Annotated in this window: 18 protein-coding genes; 10 read left to right on the top strand and 8 right to left on the bottom strand. The window is 65.7% G+C overall.

Going from position 1 to position 16,547, the window contains the following annotated elements:
* Position 1: 1 nt before the first annotated feature.
* Positions 2 to 1,579: a proton-conducting transporter membrane subunit gene (locus Q0071_RS04985; RefSeq protein ID WP_298165949.1), complete on the bottom strand. Its 1,578-nt coding sequence runs from the start codon at positions 1,577 to 1,579 to the stop codon at positions 2 to 4.
* A gap of 109 nt (positions 1,580 to 1,688) precedes the next feature.
* On the opposite strand from Q0071_RS04985, the gene Q0071_RS04980 reads away from it, so the two are divergent.
* The 3 genes from Q0071_RS04980 (at position 1,689) to Q0071_RS04970 (ending at position 4,416) form a co-directional block, all read left to right on the top strand.
* The gene (locus tag Q0071_RS04980; RefSeq protein WP_298165947.1) at positions 1,689 to 2,585 is read left to right on the top strand and encodes a LysR family transcriptional regulator; all 897 of its coding nucleotides are present in this window, start codon (positions 1,689 to 1,691) and stop codon (positions 2,583 to 2,585) included.
* A gap of 231 nt (positions 2,586 to 2,816) precedes the next feature.
* Positions 2,817 to 3,590 (top strand): TauD/TfdA family dioxygenase, encoded by a 774-nt coding sequence (locus Q0071_RS04975; RefSeq protein ID WP_298165946.1) that lies wholly within the window; start codon positions 2,817 to 2,819, stop codon positions 3,588 to 3,590.
* Positions 3,591 to 3,807: 217 nt separating this feature from the next.
* Positions 3,808 to 4,416 (top strand): NAD(P)H-dependent oxidoreductase, encoded by a 609-nt coding sequence (locus tag Q0071_RS04970; RefSeq protein ID WP_298165944.1) that lies wholly within the window; start codon positions 3,808 to 3,810, stop codon positions 4,414 to 4,416.
* Between the two features lie 30 nt (positions 4,417 to 4,446).
* Here Q0071_RS04970 and Q0071_RS04965 read toward each other — a convergent pair whose 3' ends face one another.
* Positions 4,447 to 4,842 carry a MerR family DNA-binding protein gene (locus tag Q0071_RS04965; protein ID WP_298166069.1) on the bottom strand — a complete coding sequence of 132 codons (396 nt, stop codon included), beginning with the start codon at positions 4,840 to 4,842 and terminating at the stop codon, positions 4,447 to 4,449.
* A 93-nt stretch (positions 4,843 to 4,935) separates the two neighbouring features.
* On the opposite strand from Q0071_RS04965, the gene Q0071_RS04960 reads away from it, so the two are divergent.
* On the top strand, positions 4,936 to 6,342 hold the full coding sequence (locus Q0071_RS04960; protein WP_298165942.1) for a hypothetical protein: 1,407 nt from the start codon (positions 4,936 to 4,938) through the stop codon (positions 6,340 to 6,342).
* Positions 6,343 to 6,354: 12 nt separating this feature from the next.
* Here Q0071_RS04960 and guaA read toward each other — a convergent pair whose 3' ends face one another.
* Positions 6,355 to 7,914: a glutamine-hydrolyzing GMP synthase gene (gene guaA / locus Q0071_RS04955; protein ID WP_298165940.1), complete on the bottom strand. Its 1,560-nt coding sequence runs from the start codon at positions 7,912 to 7,914 to the stop codon at positions 6,355 to 6,357.
* Between the two features lie 538 nt (positions 7,915 to 8,452).
* Here guaA and gluQRS point away from each other — a divergent pair.
* The 4 genes from gluQRS (at position 8,453) to Q0071_RS04935 (ending at position 11,088) form a co-directional block, all read left to right on the top strand.
* Positions 8,453 to 9,307 carry a tRNA glutamyl-Q(34) synthetase GluQRS gene (gene gluQRS, locus Q0071_RS04950; protein WP_298165938.1) on the top strand — a complete coding sequence of 285 codons (855 nt, stop codon included), beginning with the start codon at positions 8,453 to 8,455 and terminating at the stop codon, positions 9,305 to 9,307.
* Positions 9,304 to 9,540, top strand: a complete 237-nt coding sequence (locus Q0071_RS04945; RefSeq protein ID WP_298165936.1) for an HIG1 domain-containing protein — start codon at positions 9,304 to 9,306, stop codon at positions 9,538 to 9,540. Before gluQRS ends, Q0071_RS04945 begins: the two co-directional genes overlap by 4 nt.
* A gap of 18 nt (positions 9,541 to 9,558) precedes the next feature.
* A complete protein-coding gene (locus Q0071_RS04940; protein WP_298165934.1) occupies positions 9,559 to 10,134 on the top strand; it encodes a cob(I)yrinic acid a,c-diamide adenosyltransferase in 576 nt (191 codons plus the stop codon).
* A gap of 84 nt (positions 10,135 to 10,218) precedes the next feature.
* A complete protein-coding gene (locus tag Q0071_RS04935) occupies positions 10,219 to 11,088 on the top strand; it encodes a 3-hydroxyacyl-CoA dehydrogenase NAD-binding domain-containing protein (RefSeq protein WP_298165932.1) in 870 nt (289 codons plus the stop codon).
* Between the two features lies 1 nt (position 11,089).
* On the opposite strand, the gene Q0071_RS04930 is transcribed toward Q0071_RS04935, so the two are convergent.
* Positions 11,090 to 11,434 (bottom strand): hypothetical protein, encoded by a 345-nt coding sequence (locus tag Q0071_RS04930; RefSeq protein ID WP_298165929.1) that lies wholly within the window; start codon positions 11,432 to 11,434, stop codon positions 11,090 to 11,092.
* Positions 11,435 to 11,605: 171 nt separating this feature from the next.
* Between Q0071_RS04930 and Q0071_RS04925 the strand changes: the two genes are divergently transcribed.
* Positions 11,606 to 12,067 (top strand): thermonuclease family protein, encoded by a 462-nt coding sequence (locus Q0071_RS04925; protein WP_298165927.1) that lies wholly within the window; start codon positions 11,606 to 11,608, stop codon positions 12,065 to 12,067.
* Here the strand turns inward: Q0071_RS04925 and Q0071_RS04920 are convergent.
* Complete coding sequence (locus Q0071_RS04920) at positions 12,064 to 12,699, bottom strand: TetR/AcrR family transcriptional regulator (RefSeq protein WP_298165925.1); 636 nt, start codon at positions 12,697 to 12,699, stop codon at positions 12,064 to 12,066. The two genes, Q0071_RS04925 and Q0071_RS04920, sit on opposite strands and share 4 nt — an antisense overlap.
* 125 nt (positions 12,700 to 12,824) lie before the next feature.
* On the opposite strand from Q0071_RS04920, the gene Q0071_RS04915 reads away from it, so the two are divergent.
* Positions 12,825 to 14,612: a bifunctional metallophosphatase/5'-nucleotidase gene (locus Q0071_RS04915; protein WP_298165923.1), complete on the top strand. Its 1,788-nt coding sequence runs from the start codon at positions 12,825 to 12,827 to the stop codon at positions 14,610 to 14,612.
* Positions 14,613 to 14,615: 3 nt separating this feature from the next.
* Here the strand turns inward: Q0071_RS04915 and Q0071_RS04910 are convergent, their stop codons facing one another.
* The 3 genes from Q0071_RS04910 to Q0071_RS04900 are packed head-to-tail and all read right to left on the bottom strand — an operon-like array spanning position 14,616 to position 16,505.
* On the bottom strand, positions 14,616 to 15,119 hold the full coding sequence (locus tag Q0071_RS04910) for a DUF2306 domain-containing protein (protein ID WP_298165922.1): 504 nt from the start codon (positions 15,117 to 15,119) through the stop codon (positions 14,616 to 14,618).
* The gene (locus Q0071_RS04905) at positions 15,101 to 15,886 is read right to left on the bottom strand and encodes a DUF1295 domain-containing protein (protein WP_298165920.1); all 786 of its coding nucleotides are present in this window, start codon (positions 15,884 to 15,886) and stop codon (positions 15,101 to 15,103) included. The genes Q0071_RS04910 and Q0071_RS04905 overlap by 19 nt, the downstream gene beginning before the upstream one ends.
* Positions 15,879 to 16,505: a lysophospholipid acyltransferase family protein gene (locus Q0071_RS04900; RefSeq protein WP_298165918.1), complete on the bottom strand. Its 627-nt coding sequence runs from the start codon at positions 16,503 to 16,505 to the stop codon at positions 15,879 to 15,881. The genes Q0071_RS04905 and Q0071_RS04900 overlap by 8 nt, the downstream gene beginning before the upstream one ends.
* Positions 16,506 to 16,547: the final 42 nt, after the last annotated feature.

Here is a 16,547-nt window from a genome sequence, read left to right as displayed (position 1 = left end):
GTCAGGCGGGCCGCTTGAGGGTCCAGCCGCCAAGCATCCGGTCGAACAGGGCGTTGGCGTAGAGGCCGTTGGAGAGGTGGACCCGCAGGCCTGCAGCCGCCGGGTGATAAGCCCAGAGCGGGAACATCGACTGCGCCACCGCGACGAGGCCGAAGCTCAGCACCGCGAGCACCATCAGGGTCCATTCGAGCGGACCCGGCGCCGGGGTGGCGGGCAGCGTGCCGGCGGTGAGCCAGAGCGCGAGGCCATGGAGCGCGAAGTAGCCGATCGAGGCCGCCACCGCGTAAACCGCCATCTTGCGGGTCAGTGCGCGCGGAGCGCTGTCAGCCAGGCCCTGGGCGAAGAGGTAGGCAACGCCGAAGATGAGGATCGCGCCTAGTGCAACCGCCTGCGGCGACTTGTGGTGGAAGCCCGGGATGGCATCGAAGGCGAAGGTCATCAGCGCGTAGATCGCCAGCGCCGCAAGGAACGCACGGCCAACCGCAGCGGGACGGGGGATCGCCACCGGCCCGGGCCGCCGTGCCGCCGCGATCTGTTCAACTGCACCGCCCGAGGCGAGGAAGGCATGCGCCTTGTAGAGCGAGTGGAGCACGATGTGCAGCAGCGCGAGCGGGAACAGCGCGAGGCCGCACTGCATGATCATGAAGCCCATCTGGCCGACAGTCGACCAGGCGAGCGAGGTCTTGATCGCCGGCTGGGTGAGCATGACCAGTCCGCCGAACAGCGCGGTAAACCCGCCGATCATGACCAGCACCGCCAGCACGCCGGGGGCAAGCAGCATGACATCGGCAAAGCGGATGAGCAGGAACCCGCCCGCGTTGATCACGCCGGCATGGAGCAGCGCGGAAACCGGGGTGGGCGCTTCCATCACTTCGGTCAGCCAGCCGTGCAGTGGGAACTGGGCGGACTTGAGCAGCGCGGAAATCGCGAGGAGCCCGGCGGCGGCCATCGCTGCGTAGCCGCCCATCCCGGCTTGCGCAGCGGCAAGGATCACATGCAGGTCGGTTGTGCCATAGGCGCTGGAGAGCAGCAGTGCGGCGCCCAGCAGCGCGGCGTCACCGGCGCGGGCGGTCACGAACTTCTTGCGCGCGGCGCGCTGCGCGGCGACCCGTTCGGGATAGAACAGCAGCAGCTTGTGCAGCGCGAGGCTGGTCGCGATCCATGCTGCCAGCAACTGGACGAGCGAGCCCGCCGTCACCAGCAGCATGACCATCACCAGCGTCGTTGCCAGCCAGGCCATGAACACGCCGTGGCGCGTCTCGCCATCGAGGTAGACGCGGGCATAGCGCACCACGATCCAGCCGACGAAGCTGACGAGGAGCAGCATCGTGGCGCTGATGAGATCGAGCCGGAAGGCCAGCAGCGGCAGGGCAGGGCCGGCAGCGGCAAGGGTCAGGGTGGTGGCACCGCCGATTGCCAGTGCTGCCATCGCGCCCCCGGCCATCGCCACCGCAAGCAGCGCAAGCAGCTCGATCAGGGCCAGCGGGCCGCGCGCGATGCGGCCGGGCTGCGCGAAGCCGAGCGCGGCAGCGATCAGCAGCAGGGCGGGTGGGGCAAGGACCAGAAGAGAAAGTGGCATGATCGGCGCTCCGCAGGAGGGGCTTTCGAAGTTGCCCCGCTCCTAGCGAAACTGCGGATCAGCAAAAAATTCATTGTTTAGCTGATATCGTTCGCTTTAAGTGAACGATATGGCCGATCTCAATTACAACCACCTTCGCTATTTCTGGGCCGTCGCGCAGGATGGCAACCTTTCGCGCACGGCGGAGCGGCTCAATGTCTCGCAGTCCGCGCTCTCGGTGCAGATCCGCAAACTGGAAGACCGGCTTGGCCATGCGCTGTTCGAGCGACGCGGTCGTGCGCTCCACCTCACCGAGGCAGGCCGGATCACGCTCGATCATGCCGAGGCGATCTTCGCCACCGGCGAGGAACTGCTCGGCACGCTCAAGGAGACCGGCAATGCGCGGCAGGCGGTGCGGATCGGCGCACTGGCCACGCTTTCGCGCAATTTTCAGATCAGCTTCGTGGAACCCCTGCTCGCGCGGACCGATATCGAGGTCGTGCTGCGATCGGGCAGCCAGGGCGAATTGCTCGGTGCGCTGGAATCCCTCGCCCTCGACGTGGTGCTCACCAACCAGACGCCTGCGAGCGATGCCTTGACCCCCTTCATCGTCCAGAGGTTGTCGGAACAGCCGGTCAGCCTGATCGGCACGCCCGCGCTGCTGGGCGAGACGCGCGCGGTGGCGGACCTGTTGCGGATGCACCCGGTGATTTTGCCGATCGCTGGCAGCGGCGTGCGCGGCGGTTTCGATGCGCTGGTCGACCGGCTCGATCTGAGGCCGCAGATCGCGGCCGAAGTAGACGACATGGCGATGATGCGACTGATGGTGCGCGAAGGGCATGCGCTGGGCGTCCTCCCCGCCATTGTCGTGCGCGATGAGCTGGGTACCGGCACGCTGGTGGAAGCCGAGGGGTTGCCCGGCATTGCCGAGACGTTCCTCGCCGTTACAACCCGCCGGCGCTTTCCCAATCCGGTGCTGCGCCAGTTGATCGACCGGGCGATGCGCGACCGGTTCGACCATGCCTGACGGCAGCGCGGCAGATCGGGCAGGCAGCATTCATCTCAGGTTTCTGACACAGCCCCCAACTATAATTACAAATTAGCTCTAAGTTAACATTGATCCAGATCAAAATAATAATAAAATAATTACCCTTGGAACTATGGTAAATAAATCCCATCTCTTCCCATAGGAGGTCTACTTACTATGGTCAGGGATGATGCAGGGCTGCATTCGAGTGCAGGTCTTGGTGAAGCTGTCATGACTCTCGATCGCCACGGCCTGGCCGATCTTCTGATCGGAGACCGGGACTGGCTGCTCACGCGACTGGAGGACAGGGAGGTCATCGTCGTCCGGCAAGCGTTCTGTCCGGTGCGTCCGCTGCGTTCCTTTGCCGAACGGCTGGAAGCCACGCTCCACGGCCCGCTGGCGCCCACACGTCTGCCGGTGCCGGAGGATTCCCTCATCGTGGGCGATCGCCAGGTTTCCGCGCTCGCCGAATATCTCCAGAACAGCCGCGTGTGGGAAAACGACCATGTGATGGCGCGCGCGCCCGGCGGGGTTTCGATCATGGCGATCTCCGGCGAGGGCAGCATTGCCACGCCGACCGAATTTGCCTGCACCGCCGCCGCCTGGGATGGCCTTGCGCCGGCCGAGCAGCGCGAACTGGCATCGCTGCGCGTGTTGCATGGTTTCTGGCATGACCGGCTCTATCACGAGCGCGAGCCGCGCCACGAAGCCCTGATGCAGTGGATGGCGCGGCAAAGCGCTGAGCTTCCGCTCGTCCAGCGCTTGCCCGGTGGCCGCCACGGCCTGCTCATCGACGATACCGCGATCCAGATCGCAGACGTGGAGTTCACGCAAAGCGAGGCTTTCCTCGGTGACTTGCGCAAGTGGGTCACGCAGCCGGCATTCGTCTATCGCCACACCTGGCAGCCCGGCGATCTGGTGCTCTGGAACAGCGCCTCGGTGATGTACCGCGACCTTCCCCGGCCGGACAATCCGATCTGGAAAATGGCCCAGTCCCGGCGCTGATCAAGCGCCATCTTTTCGGGACTTGGCATGAGCCCGGTCGGTGCGCAGCCGGCCGGGCGTTTTTGTGGCCATTCTGGCACCATCCGATCGGCACTTGTCATCAAACCGGCATCTTTCCGGCTGGGCAAATCAACCTGCATCTGCTGCGGAGTCTTGGGGAAAATCTTTCGTTTCAGTTCCTTTTCGCCTCTCACGCCTGCCGGAAAACCGACTCTCGATGAATGTGCTTGCTCTCTATCCGGCCGCCGCGCCGAACAAGGCGTGGATCCATGAACACATCACCGCCATGCTGGGCCGTGTCGCCGGGGCCGTGCCCGATCTTCTGGTGACGGAGCGCGATCTCACCGGGCTTGCGCCGCATGGTGCCGCCGGCGACCTGTCGGATGAATTGGTGCAAGAGCTGGTAGCTGCCGATCTGGTGGTGATCGGTGCGCCGATCGGTCACCATCCGGTGCCGCCCGCGCTGGTCCAGTGGTATCGGCGCGCCAATGGCAGCAAGAGCAATGGCGCGCCGATCTATGCCATGGGGCTCAATCCTGAATTGCAGGCCTGGTTCAGCCACGTCATCCGGGCTGACCGCACGTTCCGCTACACCGCGCAAGGGCCGAGCGGCTTGCTGTCCGGCAAGAAGGCGATCGTGCTCGCCGCCCGGACCGGGTCCTGGCACAACGAGGCGATGACGGATCATCAGGTGCACTGCATCGAAACCCAGCTGCGCTTCATGGGCATCGACGAAATCGCCACGACCGCAGCAGATCGCCATGCCAATCCCGTCCGCAGCCCGCGCCGCTGGCAGGCCAGGCCGGCGCAGAAGCTCGCGGCCTGATCCGCGTCTCGGCGCCGCTTCGTCCGGCGTTCAGGGTTCGAACGCGGTCAGGATCGGGCAAAGCCGCGTCGACCCTTGCTCACAAACCTGCGCCAGCCGGCTCAACGCGTCGCGTGCGGCTTGCAGTGCCCGGATCCGTTCGTCGAGCGCGTTGACGCGGGCCCGCGCCAGTTCGCGCGCCCGCGCGCGATCGTCCGTCGCATCGAGCGAAAGCAGCTGGCCGATTTCTTCCAGCGTGAAGCCTGCACCCTGCGCCGCCTTGATGAAGCGCAGGCGGCGCACATCGTCCGAACCATAGCGGCGCACCCGCCCGTTCGCGCTTGTGCCGGACGGCCGCTCGGGCTCGGGCATAAGGCCGCGGCGCTGGTAGTAGCGCACTGTTTCCACTCCGACGCCGCCCTCGCTGGCGAGCTTTGCAATTGTCATCACCGGTATGGGTTGACTCCGTACTATGGTACGGAGGCTATATGGGCCGGGGTTCGATGAACCACAAGCATGCAGCCCTTTTCAGGAACCCCGATGATCAGGACCCTTTTTGCCACGACGGCGCTGGCCATGCCGCTCGCCGCTGCGGCCCAGTCCATGCCTGGCATGGACCACCAAGCGCACCCCATGCCTGGCATGGACCACCAAGCGCACTCCATGCCCCCGGCTGAAGCTGAAGCACCCGCTGCGCCCCCGGTCGATCACGCTGCCATGGGCCACAGCATGCACGGCATGGACATGAAGAGCATGGACATGAAAGGCATGGTGGGCGCACTCGGCCCCTACAGCATGATGCGCGATGCCTCCGGCACGGCTTGGCAGCCCGATAGCGCGCCGATGTGGGCGATCATGGGCAGGGCTGGCGATTGGTCCACCATGGTCCACGGCTTCGCTACGCTCATCCACGACAACCAGGGCGGGCCGCGCGGCGATACCAAGACCTTCTCGACTTCGATGCTCATGGGCATGGCGCAGCGCCCGCTTGGTGGGGGCACGCTATCGCTGAAAGGAATGGTCAGTCTCGATCCGCTGATGGGCAAGCGCGGCTATCCGCTGCTGCTGGCGAGCGGTGAAAGCGCGGACGGTGTGACCAAACTGATCGACCGGCAGCATCCGCATGATGCGTTCATGGAGCTCTCGGCCACCTACAGCCACCCGATCACCGACCAGTTGTCCGGCTTCGTCTACTTCGGATTGCCCGGCGAACCCGCGCTCGGCCCCGCCACCTTCATGCACCGCTTCCCCGGCATGGCGAACCCCGAAGCGCCGATCTCGCACCACTGGCTCGACAGCACGCACGTGACGTTCGGTGTCGCGACCGCGGGCCTCGTCTATCGCGGGGTGAAGCTTGAAGGCTCGGTGTTTACCGGGCGGGAACCCGATGCCAACCGCTGGGATTTCGAGCGGCCGCGCTTCGACAGCTGGTCCGTGCGCGCCACGTGGAACCCCACGGCAGACCTTTCGATGCAAGTCAGCCATGGCTTCCTCAAGAGCCCCGAAGGTCTGCACCCGGACGAGAACGTGCGCCGCACCACGGCCTCGATCACCTGGAACCGTGCGCTCGGGCCCGGGCGCAACTGGCAGTCCACGCTGGCGTGGGGCCGCAACACCCATCTCGGCGGAGATCATGCCCACCCCGCCGATGCTTTCCTGCTCGACAGCGCGCTGCAACTGGGCCGTTGGACGCTGTTCGGAAGGGCCGAGAACGTCGACAAGGACGAGCTGTTCGGCGATGAGGCGGAAGGCAATCCGCTGGCGGGCCAGGTGTTCAACGTCAGCAAGTTCAGCCTCGGCGGCTATCACTCGCTGCCGATCGGCAAAGTGGCGTTCGATCTCGGCGGGCTGGTCAGCAAGTATGCGTTGCCCGAAGCGATCCAGCCCGCCTACGGCTCCAGCCCGACGAGCTTCATGCTGTTCATGCGGGTGCGGATCACCGGCTAGCCGGGGGTGCGCTTACTCCCACTCAATCGTGCCGGGCGGCTTCGAGGTGTAGTCATAGACCACGCGGTTGATGCCCTTCACCTCGTTGACGATGCGCGTTGCCACGCGGCTCAGGAACCCGGCGTCGAAGGGGTAGATGTCGGCGGTCATGCCGTCGGTCGAGGTGACGGCGCGCAGCGCGCAGACCGCGTCATATGTACGGAAATCGCCCATCACGCCAACGGTGCGCACCGGCAGCAGCACCGCGAAGGCCTGCCAGATCGCATCGTATAACCCCGCGTTGCGGATCTCTTCGAGGTAGATCGCGTCGGCCTTCCTGAGGATGTCGCACTTCTCGCGCGTCACTTCGCCGGGGATGCGGATGGCAAGGCCGGGGCCGGGGAAGGGGTGGCGGCCGACGAACACATCCGGCAGGCCGAGTTCGCGGCCCAGCGCGCGGACTTCGTCCTTGAAGAGCTCGCGCAGCGGTTCGACGAGCTTCATGTTCATGCGGTCGGGCAACCCGCCCACGTTGTGGTGGCTCTTGATCGTGACGGAGGGACCGCCAGTGAACGAGACGCTCTCGATCACGTCCGGATAGAGCGTGCCCTGCGCAAGGAAATCCGCGCCGCCGACCTGCTTGGCCTCGGCCTCGAACACGTCGATGAAGGTCTTGCCGATGAACTTGCGCTTGGCCTCAGGGTCGGTCACCCCGGCAAGGCCGCCGAGGAACAGCGCCGAGACGTCCTTGTGGACCAGCGGGATGTTGTAGTGGCCGCGGAACAGGCTGACGACCTGCTCGGCCTCGCCCATGCGCATCAGGCCGTGATCGACGAAGACGCAAGTGAGCTGGTCGCCGATCGCCTCGTGGATCAGCACCGCCGCCACCGCCGAATCGACGCCGCCCGAAAGGCCGCAGATCACGCGGGCATCGCCCACCTGTTCGCGGATTTCGGCGATCTTGGTCTTGCGGAACTCCGCCATCGTCCATTCGCCGGTGCAGCCGCAGACGTGGCGCACGAAATTGGCGATGAGCTTGCCGCCGTCCGGAGTGTGGACCACCTCGGGGTGGAACTGGGTGCCGTAGTACTTCTTTTCCTCGTTCGCGATCACCGCGAAGGGGGCGCCGTCCGATACGGCGACGATGCGGAAGCCGGGGGCGAATTGCGTCACCTTGTCGCCGTGGCTCATCCACACCTGATGCCGCTCGCCCGGTTGCCAGAGGCCGTCGAACAGCGCGCAAGGCTCGGTCACGGTAAGGAAAGCGCGGCCGAATTCGCCCGAGTCGCCGGGCAGGACCTCGCCGCCGAGTTGCTGGCTCATCACCTGCTGGCCGTAGCAGATGCCAAGGATCGGCAATCCGCTGTCGAACAGCACCTGCGGCGCGCGCGGGCTGCCGTCGGCCGGAACGCTGGCGGGTGAGCCCGACAGGATAATGCCTTTCGGCTTCATCCGGTGGAACGCTGCCTCGGCCTGGGTGAAGGGGGCAATTTCGGAGTAGACCCCCGCTTCGCGCACGCGGCGTGCGATCAGCTGAGTGACCTGGCTGCCGAAGTCGACGATGAGGATCGATTCTGAAGGCTGAATGCTCATGGCAGGCGGATAATGATCTCGGTATCCGCTGTCCAGCGAGGCGCGAAAAAAGCCGCGGGCCACGATTGCGCGATGTGCATGCGGTTTAGAAAATGCTTCAGTCTTGAAATATTAATGCTTCCCCAAAGGGTAATAACCCGGAAAATCCTGATTTTTCAGTACATCAGTAGCAGATCGCAATTGATTGCAAGGAATGCAACTGCACTTGCCGTGTTCGCACTTGCAGCACGGCGGGGAAGGCCTATTTGCGCCCTCGTTCCGAACGCTCTGTGCAATCCACCACCCTGCCGGCGCGCCACGAACGGGAGAGTCCCCTGAAAGGTTCCAAAACAGGAGGACAATATGCGTAACTACACTTCGGCGATCCTTTCGCTTGTTCTGGCTGCTGGCATCAGCAGCATGTTCTTCGGCGCCACGCTCGTCTGAGCCCGGCCCGGTGAACGGCAACCCGCAGCGCGGGCTTCCCAAACGAAACGGCTGCCTTACCCTTTAAGGCAGCCGTTTTTGTTTTCAGGCCACACGGTTATGGACGGTCTTCATGGACCTGCCGACCGTCACGCGATTTGCCCCCAGCCCCAACGGCCCGCTTCATCTGGGGCACGCCTATGCCGCGATTGTCGCGCATGATCGCGCAGCGCAAGACGGCGGCCGCTTTCTGCTCCGGATCGAGGATATCGATGGCGCGCGCAGCCGCCCGGACCTCGCGGACGAATTCCGCGCCGACCTCGCCTGGCTTGGCCTCTCGTTCGAGGAAGTGCCCGCCCAGTCCACCCGTATCGACAGCTACCGCGAGGCGGCCAACAACTTGCGCGCGATGGGCCTGCTCTATCCCTGCCGCTGCACCCGCGCCGAAGTGGCCGCCGCCGCCACGCTCCACGGACCGGACGGGCCGATCTACCCCGGCACCTGCCTGCGCAATCCGCCGCTTTCCGCTCCCGATCCGGTCTGGCGCCTCGATGTCGAGCAGGCGGCGGAACTGGCCGGTCCGCTCACCTGGTTCGATGAACAGCGCGGCCCCCAGAGCGCGCGCCCGGCCATGCTCGGCGATGTGGTGATCTGGCGCCGCGATGCGCCCGCCAGCTACCACCTGGCCGCCACGCTCGATGATGCCGAGGACGGCATGACCGTCGTTACCCGCGGCGCTGATCTCTTTGCCGCCACGCATATCCACCGCCTGCTGCAAGTCCTGCTCGGCCTGCCAGAACCGCGCTGGCATCATCACGGCCTGCTTGCCGGGCCTGATGGCCGCAAGCTTGCCAAGCGCCGCGCTGCGCCTTCGCTCGGGGATCGCCGCCGCGCGGGCGAGGATGGCCGGGCGCTTGCCGATGCACTGCGGCATACCCGCTTTGACACTGGCGTTTCACTTCATGACGGCCTAGACCTTGCGCCATGACGATGCTCCTTGTTCCCGTGATCCTTGTGCTGATGGCACTGACGGTCTGGTCGCTCCTTCGCGGCATTGGCGCTTTTCTCAGCACCACCAAGGCTGATCTGGAAGGCGACGGCACGCGGGCAACTGAAATGCAGCTGCTGCAGAACAAGATGATGTTCAACCGCATCAAGTACCAGGGCCTCGCCGTGGCTGTGGTCGCGGTGCTGCTGCTGTTCACCCACGGCGGTCGCTGAGTCGGCTCAGCTTTTCTCGTGGTCAAACTCAACAAGATCTACACGCGCACCGGCGATGAAGGCACGACGGGCCTCGTCGATGGCTCGCGCCGCCCCAAGCACGATCTCCGGCTCGAAGCGATCGGCGAGGTCGACGAACTCAACAGCATGGTCGGTTTCGCCGCCCTCGCGCTGGAGGCAGACCGCGCCGCTCCGCTCCACCGCATCCAGAACGACCTGTTCGATCTCGGCGCCGATCTGGCCACGCCGCTGGGTGATGTGGGCGGTGCCGATTTCACGCCCTCCGAAATGGTGCTGCGTGTCGTGGCGGCTCAGCCCGAACGGCTCGAAGCCGAGATTGACGCGCTCAATGCGCAGCTCCCGCCGCTGACAAGCTTCATCCTCCCCGGCGGCAGCGAGGGCGCGGCCCGCGTCCACCTCGCCCGCGCGATCACCCGCCGTGCCGAGCGCGCCGCCACCGCGCTGGCCGCGTCGGAGCCGGTGAACCCCGCTGCACTCGCCTATCTCAACCGGCTTTCGGACTATTTCTTCGTGCTCGCCCGTGCGCTCAATGCCGGGAACGATCCGCTCTGGGTCCCCGGCGGCTCGCGCTGACCGCACTCCCAAATCTGCGGCTTCCCACGCGCGCCAAACCTCACTAGGCAGCGGCCCAAAGTGCAATCACGCGGGGTTCAAGTCATGCAGACAATCGCAGTCATCGGTGCCGGTCAGATGGGTTCGGGCATTGCTCAGGTCGCGGCCGCCTCGGGCAAGACCGTGCTGCTTTCCGACGTCTCGCTGAGCCTGGCCGAAGCCGCGCGCACGAAGATCGAGAAGGGGCTGATGAAGCTTGCCGAGCGCGGCAAGATTCCCGCTGAGGATGCCATCGCCACCGTTTCGCGCATCACTCCGGTTGGCGATTACCTCCGCCTCGGCGAGGCCGATCTCGTGATCGAAGCCGCGACCGAGCGTGAGGACATCAAGCACAAGATCTTCGAAGCGGCGGGCAAGCACCTCGCGCCGAGCGCGATCATGGCGTCCAACACCTCGTCGATCCCGATCACCCGCATGGCGGTTTCCTCGCCCGATCCGGCGCGCTTCATCGGGATCCACTTCTTCAATCCCGTGCCGCTGATGAAGCTGGTCGAAGTCATCCCCGGTCTTGCCACTTCGGTGAGCACCATCGAAGCGGTGCGCGGCTTCGTCGCCGATATCGGCAAGGAAATCGTGCTCTCGCAGGATGAGCCGGGCTTTATCGTGAACCGCATCTTCGTGCCCTTCATCAACGAAGCGGCCTTCGTGCTGGGCAGCGGCACCGGCTCGATTCAGGATATCGACAAGGGCGTGAAGCTCGGGCTCAACCACCCGATGGGTCCGCTTGAACTCGCGGATTTCATCGGGCTCGATACCCTGCTCGAAATCATGAAGATCTACCTCGCTTCGACCGGCGACCCGAAGTACCGCCCCGCGCCGCTGCTGCAGAAGTATGTCGAGGCCGGCTGGCTCGGTCGCAAGTCGGGCCGAGGCTTCTATGACTACAGCGGCGAGGTTCCCGTCCCGACGCGGTGAGCTACTGGCTGTCCGGATCTTCTTCGAGATCCTCGTTGGCATCGCCCGGGGTGAAGGGCGCGCTCTGCCCATTTGCGGTGCCCGCGTCCTGACGCGGCGGCATGCCGTCGCGCACGTGCTCGGGGCTTGAGGCATCAACCCCCGTCTCGTCGTCCATCCGGCGCTTGTCATCTTCCGCCCAGGCACGGAATTCGTTCTCGCGGGCTTCCCGGGCCGCGCGCGCTTCGAGCTTGCCCGAAGTGATCCATGCACCCGCACCTGTGGTCGCGAATATGACGGCGCTGGCCGCCGTGAGGACTGCCCAGGCAAGGGCATACCAGCGGCTGCGGAAGAGCAGTTTGTACACGGGTCGGGCGGTCCGGTTGATGGCGCTTTGGCAAGCTTGTGGCCGCCGTGGTTAAGAAAGGCCAAAGCAGTCCGAACCGGACAGAAATTAGCTAAGTGAGCAACCTAAGATACTGTCCTATCAGTATTTTTTGAAATAGAACAAAGCATGAAAATCCGCCAGTCAGGCGGCATGATCAAACTTCCTTCCGCCCGCTCCCTGTCCGCGCTCGCCGTGATCGCAGGTTTCTCCCTCACCCTCCCGCTGTCGAGCGCGTCCGGTGCAGCCTCCGGCGATCGCGAGACTGCTGCCTTCGCCCGCTGCGTGGGACCGGCGCGCGTCACCTGCGTCGTGGACGGCGATACGTTCTGGTATCGCGGCCTCAAGATCCGCATCGCCGATATCAACGCGCCCGAGCTCGGCCATCCGTCCTGCGCCTACGAAGCGCGGCTGGCGGAGACGGCCACGCGGCGGCTGACGGACCTGCTCAATGCTGGACCCTTCACGCTTGCGGTCGAAGGGCGTGAGACCGACCGCTACGGCCGCGCGCTGCGGGTGGTTTTGCGCGCAGGGCGCAGTCTGGGCGAGGTGCTCGAGCGCGAGGGCCTTGCCGAACATTGGCACGGCCGGCGCGGAGACTGGTGTATCGCTTAGGCTGCCCTCAGCCCGCTTACGCCCATCGCGCCGCGGTCCTGGGCCGAAAGCCCGTCGAACACCGCATCGATGATGCGCGCCAGCTTTTCCTCGCTCAGCCGGTCCATCAGGATGCCCATCACGCCGATGTTGCAATAGGGCGAGACCATCTGGTTGATCAGGCTCAGCGTCATGTCGATCTCGAGCCCGGGGAAGAACCCTTCGCCCATCGCCTCGGCGATGATCATGCTGAGATAGTGGTCGGCAAGGTCGACGTAGCTGCGCACCTGCTCGAAGTATTCGTTGCCGAGCTCGACATACATCTCGTGAGCCACGGGATCGGCGCGGTAGGCATCGCGCATCATCACGAAGCGGCGCGCGAAGAATTCGTACATCTTGCGGCGGGCCGGCAGTTCGCTGGCGACCACGTCTTCCATGATCGCGACCTTGGGGCGGAACCAGTATTCCGCCACGGCCTCAAGCAAGGCCTCCCGGCTATCGAAATAGCGCAGCACCTGAGCTGGCGAGATGCCCGCGCGCGCTGCAACTTCCTGCATCGTCAGCGCTTGTCCGCCGCGCTCTTCGATGAGCGCACAGGCGAGTGCGACCAGTCGCTCCTGGCCGGCTTCAATATCGGGCTGCGCGCGCGGCATGTTATAATCCTGTCGCCTGAGAGGGCTAGTCGCCATGTTAGGGATTACCTGCGCCGGTTTCAATTCCGCTTCAGGTAATTGATCGAGTCCGGTTTGGTGTTGATATGGGCAAGGAAGCGTACGGCATGACGAAGATTGGCAATCCACACCATCGCAGCGCGATAGCCGGGGCTCTTGCCCTCACGGCGCTGCTCTCCGCCTGCGCCGCGCCGCACGCGGCGGGCAGCCTCGCTTCGGTGCCAGTTTCGTCGGTTCCAGTCTCGTCAGCGCCGGTCGAGGTTGCCGTGCTCGCCTTCAACGACTTCCACGGCAATCTCGAACCCCCGCGCCAGAGCGTGGGCATGCCGGACGGGCAGGGCGGCACCGCGCAAGTCCCCGCCGGCGGCGCCGCGTGGCTTGCCGCCGCGCTTGATTCGCTGCGCGCACGCCACGCCCATTCGATGACCGTGGCGGCGGGCGATCTCATCAGCGCGTCCCCGCTCGCATCCTCGCTGTTCCTCGATGAACCCGCGATCGAAGCGCTCAGCCGCCTCGGTCTCGATTATGCCGCCGTCGGCAACCACGAGTTCGACCGGGGGACGAGGGAACTGCTGCGCATGCAGACAGGCGGCTGCGAAAAGCTCACCGCGCGCGAGCCGTGCCAGCTTGAAAAGTTTGCCGGGGCGCGCTTCCGCTACCTCGCCGCCAGCACGCTGACGGCCGGCGGCACGCCGCTGTTTCCCGCCAGCGCGATTCGGACCTTCGGCAGCGGTGCCGGCGCGGTGAAGGTCGGCGTGATCGGTCTGACGTTGCGGGGCACGCCCACGCTCGTCAATCCGGCGGGCATTGCGGACGTGGCCTTTGCCGACGAGGCGGACACGATCAATGCCGAAGTGCCCAAGCTCAAGGCGCAGGGGGCGGACGCCATCATCGTGCTGATCCATCAGGGCGGCAGGCAGGCGGCCGCCCCCGATCCCAACGGCTGCGCAGGCTTCGACGGCGAGATCCTGCCCATCCTGCACCGCCTGTCGGGCGCGGTCGATGTGATCGTCTCCGGGCACACCCATGCAGACTACATCTGCGAATTGCCCACCAGCGATCCGGCGCGCCCGGTGCTGCTCACCAGCGCGGGGCTCTATGGCAAGGAACTGACCGAGATCACCCTCGCCATCGATCCCGCCGCGCACCGCGTGATCAGTCGCAGCGCGCGCAACCTGATCGTGCAGTCGCAGCCGTTCACCTCGGCCAAGGGGCCTGTCGCCCTCTCGCCGCTGGCACCGCTCTATTCGCCGCGCGCGGATATCGCCGCCTACGTGCAGCGCTATGTCGATGCTTCGAAGGCCTATGCGACGCGCCCGGTCGGCAAGCTTTCCGGGCCGGCGGTGAAGGGCGAAGAGGGCACGGGCGGCCCGCTCGGCAACCTGATCGCCGATGCGCAGCTCGCCGCCAGCCGGTCCGCCGGTGCGCAGATCGCGCTGATGAACCCCTTCGGCATCCGCGCCGCGATTGCCCCCGCCGCAGATGGCACGGTCACCTTCGGGGATATCTACCTCGTCCAGCCCTTCGGCAACGCGTTGACCATCGAAACGCTCACCGGGGCGCAGATCAAGGCAGTGCTCGAGCAGGGTTTCGATGATGTCGGCCCCGACCAGGCGCTCGCGCCGTCGACCGGCTTTACCTACCGGGTCGACCGCCGTGCTCCGGTGGGCAGCCGCATCACCGCGATCACACTGGGCGGCAAGCCGCTCGATCCCGCTGCGCGCTACCGGGTGGCTATGAACGGCTTCCTCGCGCTCGGCGGAGATGGCTTCACCGTGTTCAAGGCAGGGCAGGATGCCGTGACCGGGCCGACCGACATCGATGCGCTCGAAACGTATTTCCGCGCCGCTCCGCGTATCGATGTTCCGATGGAGGAGCGCGTAACTGGCGGCTGATCCTCAGCCCAGCAGCCAGCGCCCCAGCAGGCGGTGGAACGGGAACGTCAGCGCGCCGGCGGTCAGCAGGCCGCCGATCACCAACCCGCGCACGGTGCGCCGATGTGCGGCATGGTTGTGCGCCCGGGCGGTGAGGACGAGGCGCGGGGTTTGCACCGCCACGAAGGCGGAGAGCAGGTGGATCACGCTGAAATGGCCGTGGTTGGTTTCAAGGATCCAGAAGCTGTCCAGCGCCGAGACGAACATCGCGCTCGCCCAGACATATCCCAGCCGCCGGTGCAGCCGCGTGCCGCGCCTCTGCCACAGGATCACCGGGGTCAGCGTCAAGGCCACGATGACCGTGCCGAGGTGAAGCCAGATCGCAGGCGGCACCGCGCCCCAGCTCGCATGGCCGCGCATGATGGCGGCCAGCGCGGCAGCAAGCAGGGCCAGCGCGGCCCAACCCAGCACGCGTTCAAGCAGGTCGGAAGCGAGCGGCTGCGGGTGGGCTATTGCTTCGGCGGCCATGGAATGAACCCGGATGTGCGTCGCACATAGTCGGCATAATCCGGTCGGCGCTGGACGAGGCCCTTTTCGAGCAGCGGCTTGCCCGACCAGCGGGTGAGGGTGAAGGTCAGGAACACGGGCCCCGCCAGCGAGGCCAGCGCAATCGGCAGCCCCGCCTCGCTCGCTGCCAGCCAGATCCCCCACCACACGCACGTGTCGCCGAAATAGTTGGGATGGCGGGTATAGCGCCACAGGCCGCTATCGAGCACTTTGCCTTTGCTGGCAGGATCGGCGCGGAACCGGGTGAGCTGCGCATCGCCGATCGTTTCGAAAGCAAAGCCGATCAGCCAGAGCGCGCCACCTGCCATGGCCAGCGGCCCGATGCCTTCGCTGCCAGCGGCGAGCACACCTAACTGCGCGGGGAGGCAGGTCACGTAAAGCAGCACGGCTTGCACCGCGAAGACTTGCGCTGCCGCTCTGCCATACTTGCCGGCCTTGCGCGCCTTGCCCAACATCCGGGCGTAGCGCACGTCCTCGCCATGCGCGCGCCAGCGGGTGTAGAGATGCCAGCCCAGCCGCGCGCCCCAGATCAGCGCCATCGCCGCGATCAGGCTGGCCCGCGGACCCTTCTCAGCCGCCTGCGCCCAGGCCGAGACCGCGAGCGCCGCCATCGCCGCGCCCCACACAGCATCGATGAAGCTCACATCGCCGATCTTCGCGGCCGTGCGCGCGAGGAGCGCCATCAGGACGGCAAGCGCCAGTGCATTGACGATCAGCCCTTCAAGCATCGAACATCCCCGCAAAGTCCTTGATCCCGCGCTCGGGATGGCGCGGGGTCACGCTCTGATAGATTTCTGCGACCTGTTGCATATCAGCCTTGTAGTCCCCCGTCGGCATGATCGCCGGGCCAAGCCCGCCCACCTTGCGGCCATAATCCATCATCCCGATCACCAGCGGTACGCCCGCGCCCAATGCAATATGATAGAAGCCCGTGCGCCATTGGTTGACTGCGCTGCGCGTGCCTTCTGGCGCAATCGTCAGTGCGAAGCGGTCGCGCCGCGCGAATTCGGCGATCATCGCATCGACCACGTTGTGCCGCGCCGAGCGGTTGATCGATATCCCGCCCATGTCGCGCATGAAGCCGCCCATCGGCCAGCGGAACAGGCTGTCCTTGGCCATGAAGTGCGCATCGAGCCCCAGTTCGTTGACGAGGCCGAGGAAGTACACGAAGTCCCAGTTCGACGTATGCGGCGCGGCGATGATCACATAGCGCCCGCCCGGCGGCGGCGTGCCCACGGCCTTCCATCCCTGCATCCGGTAAAAGCCCAGCAGCGCGCGCTTCACCAAGCGCGAGGACAGGCTTGCCCGCCTTTCCTCAAGCTCCCGCGCAAAAGTACCTGCGTCCATCCGCCTCTCTCCCCCGCAGCATTTCTAGCGAGGCGGAGCTGG

Origin of the sequence: Novosphingobium sp. (genome assembly GCF_027486195.1) — a bacterium.
Lineage (GTDB): Bacteria > Pseudomonadota > Alphaproteobacteria > Sphingomonadales > Sphingomonadaceae > Novosphingobium.
Note: the sequence above shows the minus strand (reverse complement) of the source record. Positions and strands in the feature narration are given on the sequence as shown.

What these genes read in the sequence shown, in the direction of transcription:
- Q0071_RS04915 (WP_298165923.1), top strand. Translation starts at nt 12,825, where the DNA reads ATGACGAAGATTGGCAATCCACACCATCGCAGCGCGATAGCCGGGGCT.
- Q0071_RS04960 (WP_298165942.1), top strand. Translation starts at nt 4,936, where the DNA reads ATGATCAGGACCCTTTTTGCCACGACGGCGCTGGCCATGCCGCTCGCC.
- Q0071_RS04970 (WP_298165944.1), top strand. Translation starts at nt 3,808, where the DNA reads ATGAATGTGCTTGCTCTCTATCCGGCCGCCGCGCCGAACAAGGCGTGG.
- Q0071_RS04900 (WP_298165918.1), bottom strand. Translation starts at nt 16,505, where the DNA reads ATGGACGCAGGTACTTTTGCGCGGGAGCTTGAGGAAAGGCGGGCAAGC.
- Q0071_RS04975 (WP_298165946.1), top strand. Translation starts at nt 2,817, where the DNA reads ATGACTCTCGATCGCCACGGCCTGGCCGATCTTCTGATCGGAGACCGG.
- Q0071_RS04920 (WP_298165925.1), bottom strand. Translation starts at nt 12,699, where the DNA reads ATGCCGCGCGCGCAGCCCGATATTGAAGCCGGCCAGGAGCGACTGGTC.
- gluQRS (WP_298165938.1), top strand. Translation starts at nt 8,453, where the DNA reads ATGGACCTGCCGACCGTCACGCGATTTGCCCCCAGCCCCAACGGCCCG.
- guaA (WP_298165940.1), bottom strand. Translation starts at nt 7,914, where the DNA reads ATGAGCATTCAGCCTTCAGAATCGATCCTCATCGTCGACTTCGGCAGC.
- Q0071_RS04945 (WP_298165936.1), top strand. Translation starts at nt 9,304, where the DNA reads ATGACGATGCTCCTTGTTCCCGTGATCCTTGTGCTGATGGCACTGACG.
- Q0071_RS04980 (WP_298165947.1), top strand. Translation starts at nt 1,689, where the DNA reads ATGGCCGATCTCAATTACAACCACCTTCGCTATTTCTGGGCCGTCGCG.
- Q0071_RS04905 (WP_298165920.1), bottom strand. Translation starts at nt 15,886, where the DNA reads ATGCTTGAAGGGCTGATCGTCAATGCACTGGCGCTTGCCGTCCTGATG.
- Q0071_RS04910 (WP_298165922.1), bottom strand. Translation starts at nt 15,119, where the DNA reads ATGGCCGCCGAAGCAATAGCCCACCCGCAGCCGCTCGCTTCCGACCTG.
- Q0071_RS04925 (WP_298165927.1), top strand. Translation starts at nt 11,606, where the DNA reads ATGATCAAACTTCCTTCCGCCCGCTCCCTGTCCGCGCTCGCCGTGATC.
- Q0071_RS04935 (WP_298165932.1), top strand. Translation starts at nt 10,219, where the DNA reads ATGCAGACAATCGCAGTCATCGGTGCCGGTCAGATGGGTTCGGGCATT.
- Q0071_RS04985 (WP_298165949.1), bottom strand. Translation starts at nt 1,579, where the DNA reads ATGCCACTTTCTCTTCTGGTCCTTGCCCCACCCGCCCTGCTGCTGATC.
- Q0071_RS04965 (WP_298166069.1), bottom strand. Translation starts at nt 4,842, where the DNA reads ATGACAATTGCAAAGCTCGCCAGCGAGGGCGGCGTCGGAGTGGAAACA.